Genomic DNA, 24189 nt, shown 5'->3' with positions numbered 1-24189 from the left:
TTCGTGGGCGCGGCGCTTGCCAAGTTATCCCGGCAGGTTCGGCTGGAGATATTCCCGGCCCTTGAGCACCATCGCCGCGCCGGCCGGACCGCCCACCGCGTGCGGCAGCGAGGTCAGCAGCGAGCTGGCGAAATCGCCGCGGTACATCTTGGCGCCCTGGTGGCTCAGGTTGGAGTTCGCGTCGATGTAGATCGACTCGCCCAGCCCCGACCACAGGCGGCAGAAACCGTAGTCTTCCGACAGGTAGCGGCGCGTCTCGGGGTCGACCATCACGTCGAAGAAGCGGTAGTGCAGGCCCTGGTCGGTCTCGCCGATGCTGTCGGGCACGTAGTTCAGTTCGGGGTAGCTTGCGATGAGGCGTTCGAACACGGTGCGCTTGATCACCATGAAGCCGGTGGGCGCCTCGGTCATCTTCATGAAGCCATCGGGCTGTACTTCGAGCTCGACCTGCGAGGTGATCTCGGATGCCTTCGCATTGACCGTGTAGCGCGTGAAGGTGGCTTCGAACTGCTGCTGTGTCGTGCCCGCCGGCACGCCCTCGGCGGGCCAGTTCTCGCGCTTGAGCGGATAGACGCCGGCCGCGATGTCGTAGCCCGACAGCAGCAGCCGGAAGGCGGCCTGCGCCGAGAAGCCGATGTCGGCATCGATCCAGAACAGGTGCGTCCAGTTCGGATTGGCCAGGAACTGGGCCACGCAGTTGTTCCGCGCGCGCGTGACCAGGCTCTCGCCCTGATGGAACAGCACCTGCATGCGCATGCCGGCGCGTTCGGACTCGATGGCGAAGTTCAGCAGCGAGGTCACATAGTTCTGGAAGAACTTGCCGTCGTGGCTGGGGGACACGACCACCGGAAAAAACTGCCGGAGTTCGGAGGGGTCAAGCATGGAAAAGGATTCCGTTCATCGGGCAGGACGCTGCATCAGGCCGAGCAGCAGCTGGTTGTAGACCTCCGTGGCCGCTGCGTTGCCGGGAAGGTAGCGGTCGATCAGGCCGCGCTGGCGCTCGCGGTAGGCAGCCGCCTGCGCATCGTGGGTGTCGATGGCTTCGAGCACGCGGGTGCTACCCGCGGCCACGTCGTTGCCCTGGTAGTAATAGCCGAGGTCGGCGCACAGGTGGGCGTTGTGCACCAGCGGGTAGCCCTGCCAGCAGGTTTCCAGGTAGATGTAGTTGAGCGGGTTCTCCCACTGGTGGGAGACCACGATGTCGGTGTTCTGCGCCAGGAATACGGGCGTTTCATGCCGGCCCAGGAACACCGCCTTGTGCTGGCGGACCAGGTCGAGCTGGTTCATCAGCGTGATGAATTCCATGTTCTCCTTGGCCATTCGTTCGGAATTGGTGACCTGCAGCAAGGCGATGGCGTCGGGCCGTGCGCGGTAGGACAGCTCGGCGATCAGGATCGGATAGAGGCAGAACTTCACGACATTGATGTTCGGCTCCATCACGCTGAGCCGCCGCGGCCCGCTGCGCGGCTGGTACACGCCGGCATCGGGCAAGGCGCGGGTGCGCTCGTCGAGGAACACCGGGCTCCAGACGAAAGGCACGGGGCGCGCCTCGGTGCGGCGCAGCACCTCGAAGAACGGCTGGCTGATGTTGGCGACCTGCGGAACCATCCAGATGTCGTCGTACCGCTGGTTGATGTACAGGTTCTGGCCCCAGAGGGGCTTGTTGAACAGCATCGACTCCATGGCGTGCACGTATTCGAAGCCGCAGCAGTACGACACGAGGCGTGCGCCGCGCTGCTTCAGGTAGTCGGTCTGCGCGCCGTCGATCTGGCCGCCGAGCTCGATCAGAACGTCGACGCTGTCCTTGGCCGCCTCGAAGGTCACGGTGGGCCAACGGGACTGGTCCCAGGGCAGGGCGGCGGTGATGGCGATGCCCGTAGTGTTGACCAGCACGACCGAGGCGACGCTGGGGCAGTGCTTGAGCGCTTCGGCCAGGAACACGGCGTTCTGCTTGATGCCGTTGTTCCAGAGGGTTTCGGCTTCGTGGTGGAGGCCGATGGTGATGCCGATGCGCAGGCCGGTGCTGGAGGTCATTGTTTGTTGTGTGAGAGACGCCTGGCCTGTGCAGCCCGCCTGCGGCTAAAAAGGCGAGGAAGAAGGGTTGGCGATTTTAGGTTGGGCTGCATCCGCCGTCTCTTGATGGCAACGGCCTGGATCGGCGTTGGGTGCCCGATTGTTAGTTTTTGTGAACTAAATCATCCTCTGTGCTTTTAGCTTTCCTGCAGCGCATCAGGAATGTAAATGACTGCGTACATTCCAGCGTTCCTGTAAACGCTGGCGCACGTTGCGCCTGACTGACTGAGTATTGAGCGGCTCTCGTCCACTGATGGCCGTTGCTCTCTCGATCGATCCGTATCGGCCATTCGCCACGAGCAAAAGCACATGAATAAGTCATATAGAAGTATCTGGAACGAGTCGCTCGGCGCATGGGTGGCCGCGTCCGAAGTTACATCTGCCCGAGGAAAGCGCAGCAGTTCGCGCCTTGCAGTGTCGGCCACTGCCCTAACGATTGCCATCGCATCACTCGGTGTGATGCGGGATGCGAATGCCATCATCATCGGCCCACCGGTTGGCAGTTGCACGACTGCTGGCGGTACCGGTCCGGACGGAAGCACGCCCTATCCAGCGACCGGCAACCCGATCGACGGCAGCGGAGTCTGGTCTACCGTTGCAGGTTGCTCCGCCAATGGCGGCAACTTCCTGGGCGCGACATTGTTCGGCTCATTCACGACGGTAACCGGCGCAGGTGGGACGGCTGTGGGCATGGCGGCGCTCGCAGGCCAATTGGCGACTGCCATGGGGCACCAGGCTCAAGCCTCCGGGATCAGCAGCGTCGCCATGGGGTTCAACTCTCGTGCACGTGGAAATACCAGCATTGCGGTGGGCGCGAACGCCAACGCGGTTGCGGTGTCTTCCGGAACGTCCATCGCCATCGGCGCGAATTCAACCGCTTCGTCCAATACGACGGCCGGTGATCCCATGGCAATCGGCACCGGTGCAAAGGCTTCGGCCCAGGACGCAGTGGCGATCGGCGGGCAAGCTGTTGCAAGCGGCACCAATTCCCTGGCCATCGGCGGCAATGAAGGGGGGGCGACGGGTACCAATTCCTCGGCCATCGGTGTCGGCGCGAATGCGACCAGCAATTACGCGACGGCGGTGGGTGCTGGTGCAACTGCAAGCGGTGTTGGCTCGACGGCTATCGGTGCCAGCGGGACTGCAGCGGCCAGGGCGCTCGCTGCCAATTCGGTTGCTATTGGCGCTGAATCCATCGTGACGGCTGCGGCGTCATCGGGTGTTGCCATTGGCCAGAATGCCAACGCCACCGGGGGCTCGGGGGCGATGGCTTTCGGCCAGAACAGCTTGGCCAGTGGCACCAACGCGGTGGCTGTCGGTGTGGGCGCCAGGGCTAACGGTGGCGGTGCGACGGCTTTCGGCAACAACGCCAATGCCGCCTTTGGCAACGACATGGCCTTTGGTACGAATGCACGGGCCGTTGGCGACGCCAGCGGCCTGGCCCCTTCCACGGCGTTCGGCAATTCGGCCAATGCCGCGGGAAGCGGCTCCACGGCATTCGGCACGATTGCGACGGCCACGGGCGCGACATCCGCCGCGTTCGGCTATGCCGCAACAGCCAGCAACGTCAATGCCCTGGCGCTCGGCACCAGCGCGACCGCCTCCGGAAATCGCAGCGTCGCGGTCGGTTCCGGCGCCAATTCCAGCGGAGATTTTTCCTCGGCCATCGGTCGCGCGGCCAATGCTTCCGGCGCTGGCGCCACGGCGCTTGGGACGAATTCCGTTGGTGGCGCTTCGGCGGCTGCAGCCGACTCGATTGCCATCGGCGGACAGTCTTCGGTAGCCGCGACAGCCACCTCGGGTGTCGCGGTCGGCCGCGGCGCCGTCGTCAACGGCCTATTTTCCATAGCCATCGGCGATGGGGCCAATGCTTCGGGCAGCGGGAGCGGCATTACCGCCATCGGCAACGGCGCGAAGGCGAGCGTCGGCACCAGCACGGCGATTGGCGTCAATGCCAACGCAGCAAATACCGACGCCACGGCACTCGGCAACGGTGCGTTGGCCTCGGGAACACAGGACACGGCCATTGGCGTCACCGCCAGAGCCACAGGCGGTTCGAGCTCCGCGTTCGGCAATGCTGCCAACGCCAGCGGCGGCAATTCCCTGGCACTGGGGGTCGGCAACGTCGCGTCGAATTTCGCCGCGGTGGCGGTGGGCAACCAGAGCAAGGCATCGGGCTTGCGCAGCGTCGCACTGGGCGACCAGGCCAATGCCACCAATACCAGTGCGATCGCCTTGGGCACCAACGCCAATGCCACCCAGTCGGGTGCCATCGCGATGGGGCAGGGGGCTCAAGGCACGGGCGTGAACGCCGTCGCCCTGGGCGCTGGAGCGCTGGTGCGGACCAACAACTCGGTTGCGCTGGGTGCGGGCTCGACCACCGCCGCGACTTCGCCGACCGGTACCGGTTACATGACCGGCACGGCAGCTCCGGCGTCGGAAGTCTCGGTGGGGGCGTCCGGCGCCACGCCAACGCGACGCATCACCAACCTGGCCGATGGCGCGGCACAGCAGGACGCGGTGACCGTGGCGCAGTTGAGCACCAGCAACACCAGCCTCTCGACCAGCATCACGAGTCTCTCGACCTCGACGTCGAGCGGCCTGAGCACGGCCACGAGCAGCATCAACAGCCTGTCGACGTCTACCTCGAGCGGGATCAGCAGTCTGTCGACCTCGACGTCGTCGGGGCTGAGCACTGCAACCAGCAGCATCAGCAGCCTGTCGACCTCGACGTCGTCCGGTCTGAGCACGGCCACCAGCAGCATCAGCAGTCTGTCGACTTCGACTTCCTCTGGCCTGAGCACAGCGACGAGCAGCATCAGCAGTCTTTCGACGTCGACTTCTTCTGGCCTGAGCACTGCGACGAGCAGCATTGGCAGCCTGTCGACGTCTACCTCGACCGGTATCAGTAGCCTGTCGACCTCGACGTCGTCCGGCCTGAGTACAGCCACCAGCAGTATCAGCAGTCTTTCGACTTCGACTTCCTCTGGCCTGAGCACAGCGACGAGCAGCATTGGCAGTCTGTCGACGTCTACCTCGACTGGTATCAGCAGCCTTTCGACTTCGACGTCGTCCGGCCTGAGTACAGCCACCAGCAGTATCAGCAGTCTTTCGACTTCGACTTCCTCTGGCCTGAGCACTGCGACGAGCAGCATTGGCAGCCTGTCGACGTCTACCTCGAGCGGTATCAGCAGCCTGTCGACTTCCACGTCGTCTGGCCTGAGCACTGCGACCAGCAGCATCGGCAGTCTTTCGACTTCGACTTCCTCTGGCCTGAGCACTGCGACGAGCAGCATCGGCAGCTTGTCGACATCTACCTCGAGTGGCATCAGCAGCCTGTCGACTTCCACGTCGTCTGGCTTGAGCACTGCAACGAGCAGCATCTCCAGCCTGTCGACCTCGACCTCGTCTGGCCTGAGCACGGCGACCAGCAGCATCGGTAGCCTCTCGACCTCGACGTCGTCCGGCCTGAGCACGGCCACGAGCAGCATCAGCAGCTTGTCGACGTCTACCTCGACTGGTATCAGCAGCCTGTCGACCTCGACCTCCTCTGGCCTGAGCACTGCCACCAGCAGTATCAGCAGCTTGTCGACTTCGACGTCGAGCGGTCTGAGCACTGCCACAAGCAGCATCGATAGCCTGTCGACGTCTACCTCGACCGGTATCAGCAGCCTGTCGACCTCGACGTCGTCTGGCCTGAGCACTGCTACGAGCAGCATCAGCAGCCTGTCGACGTCTACCTCGACCGGTATCAGCAGCCTGTCGACCTCGACATCGTCTGGTCTGAGCACTGCGACCAGCAGCATCAGCAGCCTGTCAACCTCCACGTCGAGTGGTCTGAGCACGGCCACCAGCAGCATCGACAGCCTGTCGACTTCTACCTCGACTGGCATCAGCAGCCTGTCGACCTCGACGTCGTCCGGTTTGAGCACTGCGACTAGCGGTATCAGCAGCCTGTCCACGTCCACCTCGACTGGCATCAGCAGCCTGTCGACTTCGACCTCGTCTGGTCTGAGCACTGCTACGAGCAGCATCGGCAGCTTGTCGACTTCGACTTCGAGCGGTCTGAGTACTGCCACCAGCAGCATCGACAGCCTGTCGACATCTACCTCGACTGGCATCAGCAGCCTGTCGACCTCGACGTCATCTGGCCTGAGCACGGCCACTAGCAGCATTAGCAGCCTGTCGACATCTACCTCGACTGGCATCAGCAGCTTGTCGACCTCGACCTCGAGTGGCCTGAGTACAGCCACCAGCAGCATCAGCAGCCTGTCGACTTCGACGTCGTCTGGTTTGAGCACTGCTACGAGCAGCATCGGCAGCCTGTCGACTTCGACGTCGTCCGGCCTGAGCACTGCTACGAGCAGCATCAGCAGCCTGTCGACTTCGACGTCGTCTGGCCTGAGCACGGCTACGAGCAGCATTGGCAGCCTGTCGACCTCCACGTCGAGCGGCTTGAGCACGGCAACCAGCAGCATCAGCAGCTTGTCGACTTCCACGTCGTCTGGTCTGAGCACTGCAACCAGCAGCATCGACAGCCTGTCCACGTCCACCTCGACTGGCATCAGCAGTCTGTCGACTTCGACCTCGTCTGGTCTGAGCACTGCTACGAGCAGCATCAGCAGCCTGTCGACGTCTACCTCGACTGGCATCAGCAGCCTGTCGACCTCCACGTCGTCTGGTCTGAGCACTGCGACCAGCAGCATCGACAGCCTGTCGACGTCTACCTCGACCGGTATCAGCAGCCTGTCGACCTCGACGTCGTCCGGTCTGAGCACGGCCACCAGCAGCATCAGCAGTCTGTCGACGTCTACCTCGACTGGCATCAGCAGCCTGTCGACTTCGACCTCGTCTGGTCTGAGCACTGCTACCAGCAGCATCAGCAGCCTGTCGACGTCTACCTCGACTGGTATCAGCAGCCTGTCGACTTCGACCTCGTCTGGTCTGAGCACTGCTACCAGCAGCATCAGCAGTCTGTCGACGTCTACCTCGACCGGTATCAGCAGCTTGTCGACCTCGACGTCGTCGGGCCTGAGCACTGCAACCAGCAGCATCGACAGCCTGTCGACGTCTACCTCGACTGGTATCAGCAGCCTGTCGACCTCGACGTCGTCTGGCCTGAGCACTGCAACCAGCAGCATCGACAGCCTGTCGACGTCTACCTCGACTGGTATCAGCAGCCTGTCGACCTCGACGTCGTCTGGCCTGAGCACTGCAACCAGCAGCATCGACAGCCTGTCGACGTCTACCTCGACCGGTATCAGCAGCCTGTCGACTTCGACCTCGTCTGGTCTGAGCACTGCTACCAGCAGCATCAGCAGCCTGTCGACGTCTACCTCGACTGGTATCAGCAGCTTGTCGACCTCGACGTCGTCGGGCCTGAGCACTGCTACCAGCAGCATCAGCAGTCTGTCGACGTCTACCTCGACTGGTATCAGCAGCCTGTCGACCTCGACGTCGTCCGGTCTGAGCACTGCAACCAGCAGCATCGACAGCCTGTCGACGTCTACCTCGACCGGTATCAGCAGCCTGTCGACCTCGACGTCGTCTGGCCTGAGCACTGCAACCAGCAGCATCGACAGCCTGTCGACGTCCACTTCGACTGGCATCAGCAGCCTGTCGACTTCGACCTCGTCTGGTCTGAGCACTGCTACGAGCAGCATCGACAGCCTGTCGACATCTACCTCGACTGGCATCAGCAGCTTGTCGACTTCCACGTCGTCTGGCCTGAGCACTGCAACCAGCAGCATCAGCAGTCTGTCGACGTCTACCTCGACTGGCATCAGCAGCCTGTCGACCTCGACGTCGTCTGGTCTGAGCACTGCGACCAGTGGCATCTCCAGCCTGTCCACTGGCCTGAGCACCGCGACGAGCAGCATCGACAGCCTGTCCACGTCCACCTCGACTGGCATCAGCAGTCTGTCGACTTCGACCTCGTCTGGTCTGAGCACTGCAACCAGCAGCATCAGCAGCCTGTCAACCTCCACGTCGAGTGGCCTGAGCACGGCCACGAGCAGCATCGACAGCCTGTCCACGTCTACCTCGACTGGCATCAGCAGCCTGTCGACTTCGACCTCGTCTGGTCTGAGCACTGCTACGAGCAGCATCAGCAGCTTGTCGACTTCGACTTCGAGCGGTCTGAGTACTGCAACCAGCAGCATCAGCAGCCTGTCGACATCTACCTCGACTGGCATCAGCAGCCTGTCGACTTCGACCTCGTCTGGTCTGAGCACTGCTACGAGCAGCATCGACAGCCTGTCGACATCTACCTCGACTGGCATCAGCAGCTTGTCGACTTCCACGTCGTCTGGCCTGAGCACGGCCACGAGCAGCATCGACAGCCTGTCGACATCTACCTCGACTGGCATCAGCAGCTTGTCGACTTCGACTTCGAGCGGTCTGAGTACTGCGACCAGCAGCATCAGCAGCCTGTCGACCTCGACGTCGTCTGGCCTGAGTACTGCAACTAGCAGCATCGACAGCCTGTCCACGTCCACCTCGACTGGCATCAGCAGTCTGTCGACTTCGACGTCGTCTGGCCTGAGCACTGCAACCAGCAGCATCAGCAGCCTGTCGACTTCGACCTCGTCTGGTCTGAGCACTGCTACGAGCAGCATCAGCAGCTTGTCGACTTCCACGTCGTCTGGTCTGAGCACTGCTACGAGCAGCATCGACAGCCTGTCGACGTCTACCTCGACTGGCATTAGCAGTCTGTCGACTTCGACCTCGTCTGGTCTGAGCACTGCTACGAGCAGCATCAGCAGCTTGTCGACTTCCACGTCGTCTGGTCTGAGCACTGCAACCAGCAGCATCGACAGCCTGTCCACGTCTACCTCGACTGGCATTAGCAGTCTGTCGACTTCGACCTCGTCTGGTCTGAGCACTGCTACGAGCAGCATCAGCAGCCTGTCGACCTCGACATCGTCTGGCCTGAGCACTGCAACCAGCAGCATCGACAGCCTTTCGACGTCTACCTCGACCGGTATCAGCAGCTTGTCGACCTCGACGTCGTCTGGTCTGAGCACCGCCACCAGCAGCATCAGCAGCCTGTCAACCTCCACGTCGAGTGGTCTGAGCACGGCCACGAGCAGCATCGACAGCCTGTCCACGTCTACCTCGACTGGCATCAGCAGCCTGTCGACTTCGACCTCGTCTGGTCTGAGCACTGCTACGAGCAGCATCAGCAGTCTTTCGACTTCGACTTCCTCTGGCCTGAGCACTGCAACCAGCAGCATCAGCAGCTTGTCGACTTCGACTTCGAGCGGTCTGAGTACTGCCACGAGCAGCATCGACAGCCTGTCGACTTCGACGTCGTCTGGTCTGAGCACTGCGACCAGTGGCATCTCCAGCCTGTCCACTGGTCTGAGCACCACGAACAGCACGGTGAGCAGCCTGTCGACTTCGACCTCGAGCGGTCTGAGCACAGCGACGAGCAGCATCGACAGCCTGTCCACGTCTACCTCGACTGGCATCAGCAGCCTGTCGACTTCGACCTCGTCTGGTCTGAGCACTGCTACGAGCAGCATCAGCAGTCTTTCGACTTCGACTTCCTCTGGCCTGAGCACTGCAACCAGCAGCATCAGCAGCTTGTCGACTTCGACTTCGAGCGGTCTGAGTACTGCCACGAGCAGCATCGACAGCCTGTCGACTTCGACGTCGTCTGGTCTGAGCACTGCGACCAGCGGTATCTCCAGCCTGTCTACGGGCCTGAGCACCACGAACAGCACGGTGAGCAGCCTGTCGACTTCGACCTCGAGCGGTCTGAGCACAGCGACGAGCAGCATCGATAGCCTGTCGACCTCCACGTCTTCCGGCCTGAGCACTGCGACCAGCGGTATCTCCAGCCTGTCTACGGGCCTGAGCACCACGAACAGCACGGTGAGCAGCCTGTCGACTTCGACCTCGAGCGGTCTGAGCACGGCGACGAGCAGCATCGATAGCCTGTCGACTTCGACGTCTTCCGGCCTGAGCACTGCAACCAGCGGCATCTCCAGCCTGTCCACGGGCCTGAGCACGACCAACAGCACCGTGAGCAGCCTGTCGTCCTCGACCTCGAGTGGCTTGAGCACCGCCACGAGCAGCATCGACAGCCTGTCGACTTCGACGTCTTCCGGCCTGAGCACTGCAACCAGCGGCATCTCCAGTCTGTCTACCGGCCTGAGCACGACCAACAGCACCGTGAGCAGCCTGTCGTCCTCAACCTCGAGTGGCTTGAGCACCGCGACGAGCAGCATCGATAGCCTGTCGACTTCGACGTCTTCCGGCCTGAGCACTGCAACCAGCGGCATCTCCAGCCTGTCTACCGGCCTGAGCACGACCAACAGTACCGTGAGCAGCCTGTCGTCCTCGACCTCGAGCGGCTTGAGCACGGCGACCAGCGGCATCACCAGCCTGTCCACCGGCCTGAGCACGACCGACAGCACCGTGAGCAGCCTCTCGACGTCCACGTCGAGCGGCCTGAGCACGGCCACCAGCAGCATCGGCAGCCTGTCTACCGGCCTGAGCACGGCGACCAGCAGCATCGGCAGTCTGTCCATCGGCCTGAGCACTGCGGTCAGCGGCATCACCAGCCTCTCCACGGGCCTGAGCACCGCCACCAGCGGCATCGGTAGCCTGTCGAGCGGCCTGAGCACGACGAACAGCAGCGTCAACAGTCTGTCGACCTCGACTTCGTCGGGTCTGAGCACTGCCACCAGCAGCATCAACAGCCTGTCGACCTCGACTTCCTCGGGCCTGAGCACCGCGACGAGCAGCATCAACAGCCTGTCGAGCTCCACGTCGAGCGGGCTGAGCACTGCGACCAGCAGCATCGACAGCCTCTCGACCTCCACGTCGAGCGGCCTGAGCACTGCGACCAGCAGCATCGGCAGCCTGTCGACCGGCCTGAGCACCGTGACCAGCAGCGTCGGCAGCTTGTCGACCGGCCTGAGCACGACGAACAGCAACGTCAACAGCCTGTCGACGTCCACGTCAAGCGGACTGAGCACTGCCACCAGCGGTATCTCGAGCCTGTCGACGGGCCTGAGCACGACCAACAGCAGCCTCAACAGTCTGTCCACCAGCGTGAGCGGCTCGACCAGCGGCCTGGCCAGCTTGTCGACTTCGACCTCCACGGGCCTGAGCACCGCCACGAGCAGCATCAGCAGCCTGAGCACGACGGTCAACACGATCAACGACAAGGGCACCAAGTACTTCCACGCCAACTCGACGGCGGCCGACTCCCAGGCAATCGGTCAGGAAGCCGTGGCAATCGGGCCGCAGTCGCTGGCCAGCGGCGCCAACTCCTTCGCCGCCGGCAACGGTGCGAAGGCAACGGCCGACGGCGCAGTCGCCATCGGCTTCGGCGCGCAGGCCACGGGGGCCAACGCTATCGCGATCGGTTCGGGCGCCCTGGCGACCGGCTCGCAGGCGATCGGCGTCGATTCCCGCGCAGGTGGCGGTGGCGTGGCGTTGGGCGACAAGGCCGATGCCGGCGGCACGGTGCTGAGCAAGGCGCAGAACATCTCGCAAGGCACGGCCATCGGCTTCGGCTCGCTGGTCACGCAAAGCGGTGGCGTGGCGCTGGGCGCGGGGTCCAAGGCGACGACCGCAGCGGGCATCGTCGGCTACATCCCCGGCAGTGCGAACGCGGAGCAGGAAGCAGCCATCAGAGCCACGACCAGCACGCAAGCCGCAGTGTCCGTGGGCGACGCAGCCAACGGCCAGTTCCGCCAGATCACCGGTGTGGCGGCCGGCTCGGCCGACAGCGATGCGACCAACGTCGCGCAACTGAAGGCCGCATCGACCGCAGCCAAGGCCAGCAGCGTGCAGTACGCGACCAACCCCGACGGGTCGGTCAACTACAACCAGATCACGCTGGGTGGCGGCCAGGCGCCGGGCGGCACGCGCATCTCGAACGTGGCACCGGGCATCCTGCCGGGCGACGCGGTCAACGTGCAGCAGCTGAACCAGGTCCAGGGCCAGGTCGGCGAAGTGGCGCGCATTGCCTACTCAGGCTCGGCGATGGCCTTTGCGATGTCGGGCACCTACCTGCCGACGCTCTACCCGGGTGAGAAGACCGTGGGCGTGGGCTTCGGCAACTACAAGGGCTACAGCGCCGTGGCGCTGACCTTCAAGGCCCTGTCGGATGACGGCAAGATGTCCTGGGGCGCGGGTCTGTCCACCACCGGCAAGGAGTGGGGCGTGAACGCCGGCATCGGCTGGAAGTGGAAATAAGCCACTGAACTAGAGTAGCTGCAGCAACGTGGCTCCCGCGCCGATGGTGCGGGAGCCATTTTTTTTGGTACACACTCACCCCCATGCGCATTGGTATTTCAGTCCTCACTCACGCGGGGCAGAACATCTGGGAAAATGGGATGGGGCAGAACGTCCTGTTTCTCGCCCGGCTGCTGCAACGCATCGACTTTGTCGAGTCCGTCACGCTGGTCGATGCGGGCGACCAGCAGGCCATGCCGCCGCAGGTCGACCTGTCCGCCATGGGCCTTGCCATCGGTCGCGCCCGCGAGCTGACCGATGCGCTGGACGTGGTCATCGAGATGGCCGGCGCGCTCGACGTGCAATGGCTCTCGTACTTCCGCGCCTGCGGCGGGCGTGCCGTCTTCCATTGCGTGGGGCAACCCTTCGTGGCGCTGGCCGAGCCGATCGTGTTCAGCGACAAGGGCCACTTCAGCAAGCCCGACCGCTGCGACGAGGTCTGGCTGCTGCCCAAGGATGGCGTCTTCGCACCGATGATGCGGACCCTGCACCGTTGCCCGGTGCATGAAGTCCCGTACCTCTGGTCGCCGCAGTTCCTGGACCAGCGCGTGACCGAAGTGGCGGCGTCGGGCTATCGCTTCGGCTACACGCCGCGCACCGCCGAGCAGCCCGGCTTCCGCGTGGCGATCTTCGAGCCCAACATCTCGGTGGTGAAGTCCAGCAGCGTGCCCATGCTGATCTGCGACGGTGCCTACCGCGTCGATCCGAACGCCGTGACCTCGATGCAGGTGCTCAACACCCTGCACCTGAAGGACCACGCGACGATGCTCTACATGGCGAACTCGCTGGACATCGTGCGCCAGCACAAGGCCATCTTCCATGGGCGACACGACTTCGCGGGGTTCATGGTGCAGTTTGCCGATGCGGTGGTGTCGCACCAGTGGCAGAACGACCAGAACTACAGCTATCTCGACGCGCTGTACGGCAACTACCCGCTCGTGCACAACTCGCCCTGGCTGCGCGATGCCGGTTACTACTACCCCGATTTCGACATCGCCGCCGGTACCGACCAGCTGCTGCAGGCGGTACGCGGGCACGATGCGCAACTGGACGACTACCGCGCCCGCAGCCAGCGCATGTTCGATGCGATCGATCCGCTGCATCAGGCAAACATCGATGGCTATGCACGGCGGCTGCTCCATCTCGTGGGCGGCGACCCCGCATTCCGTGCCGACGGCGTGAGGAAAGCCGCATGAGCGAAATGCAGAACTCCCCTTCAGCCATGCCCGCAAAACTCCGGGTCGGCGTTTCTATCTTCATCCGCAAGGGCGAGCAGAGCCTCTGGGAAAACGGCGTCTACCAGAACTGCCTGTTCCTCGTGATGCTCCTGATGCGCTCGCCGCGCGTGGCCAGCACGGTGCTGGTGGCGGGCGGCGGCGACGGCGGCCCGGCGGACGCCACCAACTTCCTGGCCGATTCGCCCGTGCCGATCATCGACATGGCCACCGCCGCGCAAGAGCTCGATCTCATGATCGAGATGAGCGCGCAGCTGGCGCGCGAATGGTCGGTGGCGTTCAAGGAACGCGGCGGCAAGATCGTCTCGATGCGCGTGGGCAACGACTACGTGATCGACATCGAACGCATGATCTTCAACAAGCCGCACGGCATGCTCGTCTCGGGCGCGCCTTACGACGAAGTCTGGACGCTGCCGGAGTACGAGGTGTCGTGCAAGCCGTACTTTGCGAGCACCTTCCGCGCGCCGGTGCGGCTGATGCCGCATCTCTGGAGCCCGATGGTGCTGGAGAAGGCCATGGCGCGTGCCGGGGACGACAAGCGTTTCGACTACGAGCCGGGGCGCAAGCATTGGCGCGTGGCCATCTTCGAGCCCAACATCTGCATGGTGAAGACCAGCTTCATTCCCATGCTCGGCTGCGAGGCGGCGCACCGTGCGCAGCCCCGACTGCTCGAGCGGGTGTGGGTCTACAACAGCTTTCACCTCAAGGAGAAGCCGCTGTTCGTCGGCTTCGCGCAGAGCCTGAACATCGTGCAGCACGGCCTGGCCACCTTCGAGGGGCGCTTCCCGCTGTACCAGGTGCTGCCGGGCAACGTCGACGCCGTCTTCGCGCACCACTGGGAGAACGGGCAGAACTACCTCTACTACGAGGCGCTCTACGGCGGCTACCCGCTGATCCACAACTCGCACCTCATCGGCGACTGCGGCTACCGTTACCACGACTTCGACTGCGAGGAGGGTGGCCGCGCGCTGCAGGAGGCCTTTGCCACGCACGATGCCAACCTGCCGGCCTATCGCGAGCGCGCACGCCAGCTCGTCGCGAAGCTCGATCCCGAGGGTGAGGAGAACGTGCGCATCTACACCGCCGCCATCGAGAGCCTTTACGCGTGAGTACGCGTGAGAAGAGGACCCGGATGAAGACAGCAACACAACGATTCGCGCGGCTGCTCTCTGCGGTGGCGACGGTGGCCGCCTGGGCCATGGCCGGCACCGCGCTCGCGCAGGGCGTGCTGGTGCCCCAGGCGCCGGCCGCAGCGCCGCAGGACACGCTCACGCGCGCCGCCACCAGCGTGGGCATCAAGCGCTGTCTGCCCGCCATCACGCGGCTCGCGACGCTCACCGTGCAGGGCAGCCGCGGCCACGACGTGCTGCTCGACTGGGACCGCAAGCGCCCCGACGACGGCCCGATGTTCTCGCTGGTCGGCATCCAGTACCCGAACGCCGGCGTGGCCGCCTCGATCACCGCGATTCCCGGCGACAGCGGCAGTTGCACTGTGTCGGCCGAACGCATCTCGGTCGCGCCTTTCACCTGCCAGAGCGTCGCAGAGCAGGAACTCAAGGACTACCAGATGACGCGCCTGCTGCCCATCTACGCGGTCTACACCGATCCCAAGGAGCCGACCTCGTCGGTCTCGCTGATCGATTCGCCGCCGGGCTGCCTCGTGATCCGCCGCTACGTCGAATACGGCTGGCGGGACCCTTCGACGCCCGCCGCCGCGTCGGCTCCAGCAGCTCCCGCGGCTCCGGCCGGACAGGCGCCCAAGCGCCGCTGAATCACCCTGCGGGCGGCGGGGGCGCGCCCGAATCCGACACGCACGAACGCTCTTGACCGGCCCTGCGCGGGTGCGGTGAAGTCCAGCATGGAGGTCGATCCGCGCATCCGTCGCGGCGAAGGAGACCTCATGCCTCTGGCTTCATTGATCGGCCGATGGGCCATGCAGCCTTTCTCGAAGGCGCTGCCGCCGCTGGGCGACACCGAGCGTGCGGCGCTGGAGGCCGGCACCGTCGGGTTCGAAGGCCAGCTCTTCGCGGGGCGCCCGGATTTCGATGCGCTCGCCGCCATGGGACCCAACCAGTTGACGGAGCGCGAGCAGGCCTTTCTGCACAACGAGGTGCGCACCCTTTGCCACATGCTCGACGACCACGCCATCGACCAGGCGCACGACCTGCCGCCCGAGGTGTGGCGCTTCCTGCGCGAGAAACGCTTCTTCGGAATGATCATTCCCGAGGAGTTCGGCGGCCTCGGCTTCGGCCACTACGCGCATGCGACCGTCGTGGCACGCATCGCCACCGTCAACGTGGCCACGGCCGTCACGGTGATGGTGCCCAACTCGCTCGGCCCGGCCGAGCTGCTGCTGCGCTACGGCACCGACGCGCAGAAGGAGCACTACCTGCCGCGCCTGGCCGATGGCCGCGAGCTGCCGTGCTTCGGGCTGACGTCGCCATATGCAGGTTCAGACGCCGCATCGATTCCCGACCGCGGCGTGATCGTCGAGCGCGAGTTCAACGGCAAGCCGACCCGCGGCTTCCTGGTCGATTTCGACAAGCGCTACATCACGCTCGCGCCCGTCGCCACCGTGGTGGGCCTGGCCTTCCATGCGGTGGACGAGAGCCGGCCCGAAGGCCAGCGCGAGCTGGGCATCACCTGCGCGCTGATTCCCGTGCCGCACGAGGGCATGGAGATCGGCCGGCGCCATCGCCCGATGGACAGTGCCTTCATGAACGGCCCGATCCACGGGCGCCAGGTCTTCGTGCCCATGGAGTGGATCATCGGCGGCGAAAAACAGGTCGGCCAGGGCTGGCGCATGCTGATGGAATGCTTGGCCGCGGGCCGCGCGATCTCGTTGCCCGCGCTCGGCTCGTCGATGCAGCAGACGGCGCTGTACGTCAGCAACGGCTACGGGCAGATCCGCGAGCAGTTCGGCCTGCCGGTCGGCAAGTTCCATGCGATCGCCGGGCTGGTCGCGCAGATGTCGGCCGAGCTCTATGCGAGCGATGCGGCGCGGCGCTTCACCGCCGCCGCGCTCGACAAGGGCGAGCGGCCCAGCGTGGCGAGCGCGATCCTCAAGGTGCAGCTCACCGAGGCGGGGCGCCGCGCGGTCAACCATGGCATGGACATCCTCGGCGGCAAGGGCATCATCTCGGGCCCGTCGAACCTGCTCGGCGTGGCCTACCGGCAGGCACCGATCGCTATCACGGTGGAGGGCGCGAACATCCTCACGCGTGCGCTGATCGTGTTCGGGCAGGGGGCGGTGCGCTGCCATCCGCATGTGCTCGATGAAATGGCCGCCGTGCAGGCGAACGACGAAACCGCGCTCGGCAAGGCGCTGATCGCGCACGGCAAGCATGTGGCGGTCAACCTGTGGCACAGCCTGTTCGGCGCACCGGTGCTCGGTGCGCCGCCGGAAGCGCTGGCGCGCGAGGCGCGGCTCATCGCGCGCATGAGCGCCAAGTACGCGCTCACCGCCGACCTCGCGATGGGCATGCTCGGCGGCAAGCTCAAGCGCATGGAGTTGCTGTCGGCGCGCCTGGGCGACGTGCTCGCGCACCTGTACCTGGCGAGTGCGTGCGTCTGGCGCTATCGCGTCGATGCGGCGCCCGAGCTGCTGCCGTTTGCGCAGGCAGCGATCCGGTTGCAGCTCGACGAGGCCGGCAAGATCCTGCGCGATCTTTACGCCAACCTGCCGACGGCCGGCCGTCGCGTGATCGGCGCGCTGGTGCTGCGCCGCACCGCGCACCTGGCGCCGTTGCGCGATGTGCAGCTCATCGAACTGGCGGACCTGCTGCGTACGAATCCGCGCATCGTCGAGCGCCTGGCGCCCGACCTCAGTGAACCGGCGGCCGGCGGCCTGCGCGACCTGATGCACGCGATGGAGCTGGGCGTGCAACTCGGCGACACGACGACCGCGCTCAACAAGGTGCTGCGCCGCACGAATTCGCTGGAGGAGGCCGCGCGTTCGGCGCCCGACCCGGAACTGGCGCTGGCCTACCTGCGGGCGGCCGACAAGGTCATCCAGGTGGACGACTTCGAAGGCCCGGCGGCACAGAAAGCCGAGGACGAGAACCTCACCCTGCCGCTTGCTTCGCCATCTCCGTCAGCGCCGCCGCCGTCTGCGCATCGGCCGGAAAGAACGACTCCACCGCCAGTTCCTGCAACGTGACATCGACCGGTGTGCCGAAAATCGTCGTGGTGCTGATGAAGCTCAGCACCCCGTTCGGCGTGACGAGTTGAAAGGGCACGACCACGCCCGAGAGGTCGGTGTCGGTCTTCGGCGCGTCGTGGCTCACGTTGGGGGCGGGGAAGGCCTCCAGTTCGTCGTGCAGCGCCTGCAGCACGGCGTCGCCCGTCGCGGCAATCTGCTGCTGCAGCCTCTCCAGAAGATGGGCGCGCCACTGCGCGAAGTTGGCAATGCGCGAGGCGAGTCCCCCGGGGTGCATGCTCAGGCGCAGCACGTTGACCGGCGGTGCCACCAACTCGGGCGCCGCGCCGGCCATCAGCATCGGCACCAGCGCGTTGTAGGCCACGAGGTTCCAGTGGCGGTCGACGGCGAGCGCGGGAAAGGGCTCGTGCCCCTTGAGCACCAGGTCCACCGCGCGGCGCGCCGACGCCAGCGCCGGGTCGTCGAGCGAGCGCTGCCGGTACATCGGCGCGAAGCCGGCCGCCACCAGCAGCGCGTTGCGCTCGCGCAGCGGCACCTCCAGCCGCTCGGCCAGGCGCAGCACCATCTCGCGGCTGGGTGCGGCGCGGCCGGTTTCCACGTAGCTGAGGTGCCGGGTCGAGACCTCGGCCTCCTGCGCCAGGTCGAGCTGGCTCAGGCGCCGGTGGGTGCGCCAGTGCCGCAGGTGCGCGCCGAACGGATCGCGCGCGCCAGGCTGGCTGGCCTTGGACGAATGGGTGGTGCGGATGGTGTTCATGGCCCGCATTCTGGCGTGGTGCCGGCACGGCGCCATGACCTCCCAGGTCATCGACGCGATGCATGCCCCGCGGAATCATTGGCTCCAACGCGGCAGGACTGGCTTGCAGCGTATCCACCCCAAGGAGATCCACATGTCCGTCTTTGCTTCCCCCCGCTTCCTGCCCAACGTGATGTGGGCCGACGCCGCCTCCTGCGCCGCGACCGGTGCGCTGCAGGTGGCATTCACCGACGCGCTGGCAGGGCTCACCGGGCTGCCCGCAGCGCTGCTGATGGGCACCGGCGTGTTCCTGCTGGCGTATGCGGCACTCGCCGCCTTCATGGCCAGCCGCGCCACGTCGCCGCGCACGCTGATCGGCCTCGTGATCTTCGGCAACTTCGGCTGGGCCGTGGCCTGCATCGCATTGCTGGTGAGCGGCATGTTCGCGGTCACTGCGCTGGGCGTGGCCTGGGTGCTGGCGCAGGCCGTGTGCGTGGTCGTGCTGGCCGAGCTGCAATGGACGGGCCTGCGCCGCACCCGCAGCCGCGCCGGCATGGCGCTGGCCTGACCGCAGGCGACGCGAGAGGTGCCGGCAACGCCCGTCTACCCGGCATTTCTCGCCCTGAGGCGCCCGGCGCGGGGAGAGCCTCAGGGGGAAGACCGACTACAACAATTGACATTGATCCCCGCTATCCTTGAGGAGCTTCCACGAAACAACAGGAGTTCCTCTATGGCCAAAGCACCGGCTCACGCCTTTGCGTCCACCCTCAAGACCTTCAAGACCGCATCGGGCAAGTCCGGCAAATACTGGTCCCTGAAGGAGCTGGCCAAGCAATACCCCACCATCGACCGGCTGCCCGTGTCGATCCGCATCGTGCTCGAATCGGTGCTGCGCAATTGCGATGGCCAGAAGGTCTCGCCCAAGCATGTCGAAGAGCTGGCCCACTGGGCGCCCAATGCGGAGCGCACCGACGAGATCCCGTTCGTCGTCACCCGCGTGGTGCTGCAGGACTTCACCGGCGTGCCGCTGCTGGCCGACCTGGCCGCCATGCGCAGCGTGGCCGCCAAGCTGAACAAGTCGCCCAAGACCATCGAGCCGCTGGTGCCGGTGGACCTGGTGGTCGACCACTCGGTGATGGTCGACTACTACGGCACCCCCAAGGCGCTCGACCTCAACATGAAGCTGGAGTTCCAGCGCAACAACGAGCGCTACCAGTTCATGAAGTGGGGCATGCAGGCCTTCGATACCTTCCGTGTCGTGCCGCCGGGCTTCGGCATCGTGCACCAGGTCAACCTCGAATACTTTGCGCGCGGCGTCTACAAGAGCCCGCACGACAAGGCCGAGGTGTCCACCTACTACCCCGACTCGCTGGTCGGCACCGACAGCCACACGACCATGATCAACGGCATCGGCGTGGTCGGCTGGGGCGTGGGCGGCATCGAGGCCGAGGCCGCGATGCTGGGCCAGCCGGTCTACATGCTCACGCCCGACGTGGTGGGCTTCGAGCTCACCGGCAAGCTGCGCGAAGGCGTCACCGCCACCGACCTGGTGCTGTACGTCACCGCCATCCTGCGCACCGAAAAAGTGGTCGGCAAGTTCGTCGAATTCTTCGGCCCCGGCGCCGCCTCGATCGCCGTGCCCGACCGCGCGACCATCGGCAACATGGCGCCCGAATACGGCGCGACCATGGGCTTCTTCCCGGTCGACGAGATGACGGTGGCGTACTTCGAAGGCACCGGCCGCACCAAGGAGGAGGTCGAACGCTTCGAGGCCTACTACAAGGCGCAGGGCCTGTTCGGCATGCCTGCGCCGGGCGACATCGACTACACCAAGATCGTCAAGCTCGACCTGGGCACCGTGTCGCCGAGCCTCGCGGGTCCCAAGCGCCCTCAGGACCGCATCGACCTGGGCCACCTGGCCACCAAGTTCTCCGAGCTCTACAGCAAGCCCAACGACGCCAACGGCTTCAACCAGCCGGCCGAGAAACTCAAGCAGCGCTATCCGTTGGTCACCGCCAGCCAGGGCAATGACGACGAGGCCGCCGCGCCGCCGGCCGGGTCGCCGCGCGAGCTGGTGGAGATGGTCGCCAACCGCTCGACCAAGGCTGCCGCCCACACCAGCGCCACGGCGCCGCCCGCGCCCAAGGGCCAGGTCACCATCGGCAACGGCGACGTGCTGATCGCGGCCATCACCTCGTGCACGAACACCTCCAACCCGAGCGTGATGCTCGCGGCGGGCCTCTTGGCCAAGAAGGCGGTGGAGGCGGGCCTCACGGTCAAGCCGCACATCAAGACGTCGCTCGCCCCCGGCTCGCGCATCGTCACCGAATATCTGGAGAAGGCGGGCCTCCTGCCCTACCTGGAGAAGCTGGGCTTCTACCTCGCGGGCTACGGCTGCACTACCTGCATCGGCAATGCCGGCGACCTCACGCCCGAGATCAACGAAGCCATCACCAAGAACGACCTGATCGGCGCGGCCGTGCTCTCGGGCAACCGCAATTTCGAGGCGCGCATCCATCCGAACCTGAAGGCCAACTTCCTGGCCTCGCCGCCGCTGGTGGTGGCCTTCGCGATCGCGGGCAACGTGATGACCGACCTCATGACCGAGCCCGTGGGCAAGGGCAAGAACGGCAAGGACGTGTACCTGGGCGACATCTGGCCCACGCCCAAGGAGATCGACCAGAACCTGCGCTTTGCGATGAACGCCAAGTCGTTCCGCGCGAACTACGACAAGGTCAAGACCGACCCGGGCAAGTTCTGGAGCAGCATCAAGGGCACCGACGGCCAGGTGTACGACTGGCCCAAGTCAACCTACATCGCCGAGCCGCCGTTCTTCGAGGGCTTCAAGATGAAGCCGCACGCCACCGACGCGGGCTTCAAGGGCGCGCGGATCATGGCGCTCTTCGGCGACTCGATCACCACCGACCACATCTCGCCGGCCGGCTCGATCAAGGAAAGTTCGCCCGCGGGCATCTGGCTCAAGGCGCACGGCGTGCCCAAGGCCGACTTCAACAGCTACGGTTCGCGGCGTGGCAACCACGACGTGATGATGCGCGGCACCTTCGCCAACGTGCGCATCAAGAACCTGATGATTCCGCCGGACGCCAACGGCACGCAGGAAGAGGGCGGCGTCACGCTGTTCCAGCCGGGCAACCAGAAGATGTTCATCTACGACGCCGCCATGAAGTACATGGAAGAGGGCACCCCCACCGTGGTGTTCGGCGGCGAGGAGTACGGCACCGGCTCGTCGCGCGACTGGGCTGCCAAGGGCACGCAACTGCTGGGCATCAAGGCCGTGGTGGCGCGCAGCTTCGAGCGCATCCACCGCGCCAACCTGGTCGGCATGGGCGTGCTGCCGCTGCAGTTCCGCGGCGCCGATTCGTGGCAGACGCTGGGCCTCACCGGCGACGAGAAGATCGACGTGGTGATCGGCGGCGAACTCAAGCCGCAGATGGACGTGAAGCTGGTCGTGCACCGCCCCGACGGCACGCACCAGGAGGTGACGGTGCGCCTTCGCATCGACACGCCGATCGAGGTGGATTACTACAAGCACGGTGGCATCCTGCCGTTCGTGCTGCGTCAGTTGCTCGCCGCCTGATCGGCGCTCGCGTTACTTGCCGGCGGCATCGAGCCGCCGCGCAAGCTGGTCGAGCACCGGGCGGATCTTTTCGCCAGTGCTGATCTGCGGGTTGGAAAAACCGTCGTCCTTGCCGGCGTCGATCTCGCGCTGCTTGATCACCGGCACAGCGGCTGCGAAGGCGGTTTCGAACGAGCGGGTCTTGCGCAGTTCCTCGTCGAACATCGCGCGGCCGAAGAAAGTCAGGTCCGACAGGCGCCCGCAGCCGTAGGAGGTGTGCGTGGCGTCGGCGGCGGTCATCAGCAGCGTGTCGTCGTTCGCCAGGGGTTCGATCCAGCCGCCCGAATAGCAGGCCGAGATCGCCAGCACGCGGTGGCGGATGCCAGCGTCGTCCAGGGCCTTGCGCAGGTCTTCGGGCGTGAGCCACGGCACTGTCAACGCGCCGTTCGTGGCGGCCAGTTGGTGGTCTTGCGCGCCATGCGAGGTGAGATAGACCACGAGCAGGTCGTTCTCGCGGTCCATGCGCTGGCCGAGCGCTGCAATGGCGCGCTGCAGGTTGAGCGGCGTGGCCCAGGGCAGCGTGTCGGCGGTGGTCGCGTGGTTGGCCAGATGCAGCACGCGCTGCTTCGCATCGAAGCGCTCTTCGAGCAGCTTGGCGACCATCGTGCTTTCGCGAAGGAACACGTCTTCGGCGGCGTAGGGCGCGAACACGAGGCCATAGACATTGACCTGCCCCGGCTGCCGCTCGCCGATGCCGGCCACGGCGTGCTCCCACAGCGCCTGCTGCTGCTCGAAGACTTCCTGCGTGAGTTCCAGGCTCGGGCGCCGGGGCTGGGCCGCCGCTGCGGCGGCGTAGTCGACGTGCCAGACACGTTCCTGCATGTTGAGCGACTGCCAGAAACCCAGCGCCATCAGCGCCACGAGCCCGGGCACGGACAAGGCGATCCGCCAGCGCACGACGGCCTCGCGCACCGTGAGGCGGGTGATCGCGAGCAGCATCCACGCATAGCCGAAGCCGTAGACCAGCCAGACGTTTGTCGTGCTCTTGAGAAATGCGGGTGACCAGCCGTACGTGAGGGCGAGCGTCAGGCTCATGAACAGCAGGTTGACCGGGAACGAGGCCCAGGTGGCGAGCACCAGCCAGCGTGCGAGCCGGCTCGGCCCGCCTTGCAACGCGCCCCAGCCCAGCCACGCGAGCGCGCCCCACATCCAGAACTGGTAGAGCGCGACCGTGGGGCTGAGCTCGGCTGGCCCGCGCACCTCGAAGCGGCCGAGGCCGATCCACAGCAGCTCCGGCAGCAGCACGAGCAGCAACAGTTGCCAGGGCGCGGGCGCGGCTTCGATGCGCGGCGGCTGCAGGAAGGCGGTGCGCAGGCCCGCCGCGACCCAGTGCAGCAGGTTCGCGCGCGGCGCAACGGGTGGTTCGGCAGGTGGCGAAGGGGGAAGGGCCGATGCCGCTTCGGGCGTTTCGGCAAGGGTGGGGGGTGCGATGATGTCCTCGGGCATGGCGGCGATCATGCCTTTGCCAAGCGGCGTCCCCGACCCGCATTGCCGCACCTTCGGGTTAGCGAGAAGAACTTTCATCCTATGCACCGCATCGGCCTCATCTCCGACACGCACGGCCTCCTGCGGCCCGAAGCCACCGCCTTCCTGCAGGGCAGCGATTTCATCGTGCACGGCGGAGACATCGGCAACGCCGGCATCCTGGAGGCGCTCGCGGCCATCGCGCCGTTGACGGTCGTGCGGGGCAACAACGACCGGGAACCTTGGGCCGATGGCATTGCGGAGATGGAATTCCTGAAGGTGGGAAGCGTGGTCATCTATGCCATCCACGACCTTTCGCAGATCGACATCGATCCCGCCGGCGCCGGCGTTCGCGTGGTGGTCTCCGGGCATTCCCACAAGCCGAAGGTCGAAGAGCGCGGCGGCGTGCTCTACGTCAACCCGGGCAGCGCCGGCCCGCGGCGATTCAAATTGCCAATCGCCGTTGCCGAACTCATCGTCGATGGCGATGCGGTGTCGGCGCGCATCGTCGAGCTGGCCTGATTCCGCCGCTGGAAAGACCTGATCCGCGAGGTCATAGGGCTTTAGTCAGGTCTTCGCAATTGAGAATTGATAGCATCTAGGTTTTGCTTACAGGTGCGTCCGGATATCCAGG

General features: G+C 65.3%; 12 protein-coding genes and 2 pseudogenes. 10 read left to right on the top strand and 4 right to left on the bottom strand.

Going from position 1 to position 24189, the window contains the following annotated elements:
• Positions 1-24: 24 nt before the first annotated feature.
• Together ACSFA7_RS23125 and ACSFA7_RS23120 are read right to left on the bottom strand one after the other, a co-directional pair.
• Positions 25-882: a hypothetical protein gene (locus ACSFA7_RS23125; protein WP_435501526.1), complete on the bottom strand. Its 858-nt coding sequence runs from the start codon at positions 880-882 to the stop codon at positions 25-27.
• A 15-nt stretch (positions 883-897) separates the two neighbouring features.
• On the bottom strand, positions 898-2034 hold the full coding sequence (locus ACSFA7_RS23120; protein ID WP_435501525.1) for a DUF2827 domain-containing protein: 1137 nt from the start codon (positions 2032-2034) through the stop codon (positions 898-900).
• A gap of 348 nt (positions 2035-2382) precedes the next feature.
• Here ACSFA7_RS23120 and ACSFA7_RS23115 point away from each other — a divergent pair.
• From ACSFA7_RS23115 to ACSFA7_RS23085, 7 genes and pseudogenes are all read left to right on the top strand, one after another.
• Positions 2383-3408 (top strand): annotated as a pseudogene (locus ACSFA7_RS23115) (ESPR-type extended signal peptide-containing protein); the annotation flags it as partial.
• A gap of 57 nt (positions 3409-3465) precedes the next feature.
• Positions 3466-11199: pseudogene (locus tag ACSFA7_RS23110) on the top strand (ESPR-type extended signal peptide-containing protein); the annotation flags it as partial.
• Positions 11191-12288 (top strand): YadA-like family protein, encoded by a 1098-nt coding sequence (locus ACSFA7_RS23105; protein WP_435501801.1) that lies wholly within the window; start codon positions 11191-11193, stop codon positions 12286-12288. The pseudogene ACSFA7_RS23110 and the gene ACSFA7_RS23105, both read left to right, overlap by 9 nt.
• A gap of 83 nt (positions 12289-12371) precedes the next feature.
• Entirely contained in the window at positions 12372-13523 is a 1152-nt protein-coding gene (locus tag ACSFA7_RS23100) for a DUF2827 domain-containing protein (RefSeq protein WP_435501524.1), read from the top strand.
• 26 nt (positions 13524-13549) lie between these two features.
• Entirely contained in the window at positions 13550-14671 is a 1122-nt protein-coding gene (locus tag ACSFA7_RS23095; protein WP_435501523.1) for a DUF2827 domain-containing protein, read from the top strand.
• Positions 14672-14694: 23 nt separating this feature from the next.
• Positions 14695-15333 carry a hypothetical protein gene (locus ACSFA7_RS23090; protein WP_435501522.1) on the top strand — a complete coding sequence of 213 codons (639 nt, stop codon included), beginning with the start codon at positions 14695-14697 and terminating at the stop codon, positions 15331-15333.
• Positions 15334-15462: 129 nt separating this feature from the next.
• Positions 15463-17721 carry an acyl-CoA dehydrogenase gene (locus ACSFA7_RS23085; protein WP_435501521.1) on the top strand — a complete coding sequence of 753 codons (2259 nt, stop codon included), beginning with the start codon at positions 15463-15465 and terminating at the stop codon, positions 17719-17721.
• Here ACSFA7_RS23085 and ACSFA7_RS23080 read toward each other — a convergent pair.
• Positions 17627-18475, bottom strand: coding sequence for a helix-turn-helix domain-containing protein (locus ACSFA7_RS23080; RefSeq protein ID WP_206177831.1), 849 nt, complete (start codon positions 18473-18475; stop codon positions 17627-17629). The two genes, ACSFA7_RS23085 and ACSFA7_RS23080, sit on opposite strands and share 95 nt — an antisense overlap.
• A 133-nt stretch (positions 18476-18608) precedes the next feature.
• On the opposite strand from ACSFA7_RS23080, the gene ACSFA7_RS23075 reads away from it, so the two are divergent.
• Together ACSFA7_RS23075 and ACSFA7_RS23070 are read left to right on the top strand one after the other, a co-directional pair.
• On the top strand, positions 18609-19022 hold the full coding sequence (locus ACSFA7_RS23075) for a hypothetical protein (protein ID WP_435501520.1): 414 nt from the start codon (positions 18609-18611) through the stop codon (positions 19020-19022).
• Positions 19023-19184: 162 nt separating this feature from the next.
• The gene (locus ACSFA7_RS23070) at positions 19185-22052 is read left to right on the top strand and encodes an aconitate hydratase (RefSeq protein WP_435501519.1); all 2868 of its coding nucleotides are present in this window, start codon (positions 19185-19187) and stop codon (positions 22050-22052) included.
• Between the two features lie 12 nt (positions 22053-22064).
• Here ACSFA7_RS23070 and ACSFA7_RS23065 read toward each other — a convergent pair whose 3' ends face one another.
• Positions 22065-23549, bottom strand: a complete 1485-nt coding sequence (locus tag ACSFA7_RS23065; RefSeq protein WP_435501518.1) for a C13 family peptidase — start codon at positions 23547-23549, stop codon at positions 22065-22067.
• 69 nt (positions 23550-23618) lie between these two features.
• On the opposite strand from ACSFA7_RS23065, the gene ACSFA7_RS23060 reads away from it, so the two are divergent.
• Positions 23619-24077 (top strand): metallophosphoesterase family protein, encoded by a 459-nt coding sequence (locus ACSFA7_RS23060; protein ID WP_435501517.1) that lies wholly within the window; start codon positions 23619-23621, stop codon positions 24075-24077.
• The last annotated feature ends 112 nt before the right edge of the window (positions 24078-24189 follow it).

The organism is Variovorax trehalosi, assembly GCF_051216415.1.
Classification (GTDB): Bacteria; Pseudomonadota; Gammaproteobacteria; order Burkholderiales; family Burkholderiaceae_C; genus Variovorax.
The sequence above is the reverse complement of the archived record's forward strand: the minus strand, read 5'-3'. Positions and strand labels throughout refer to the sequence as shown.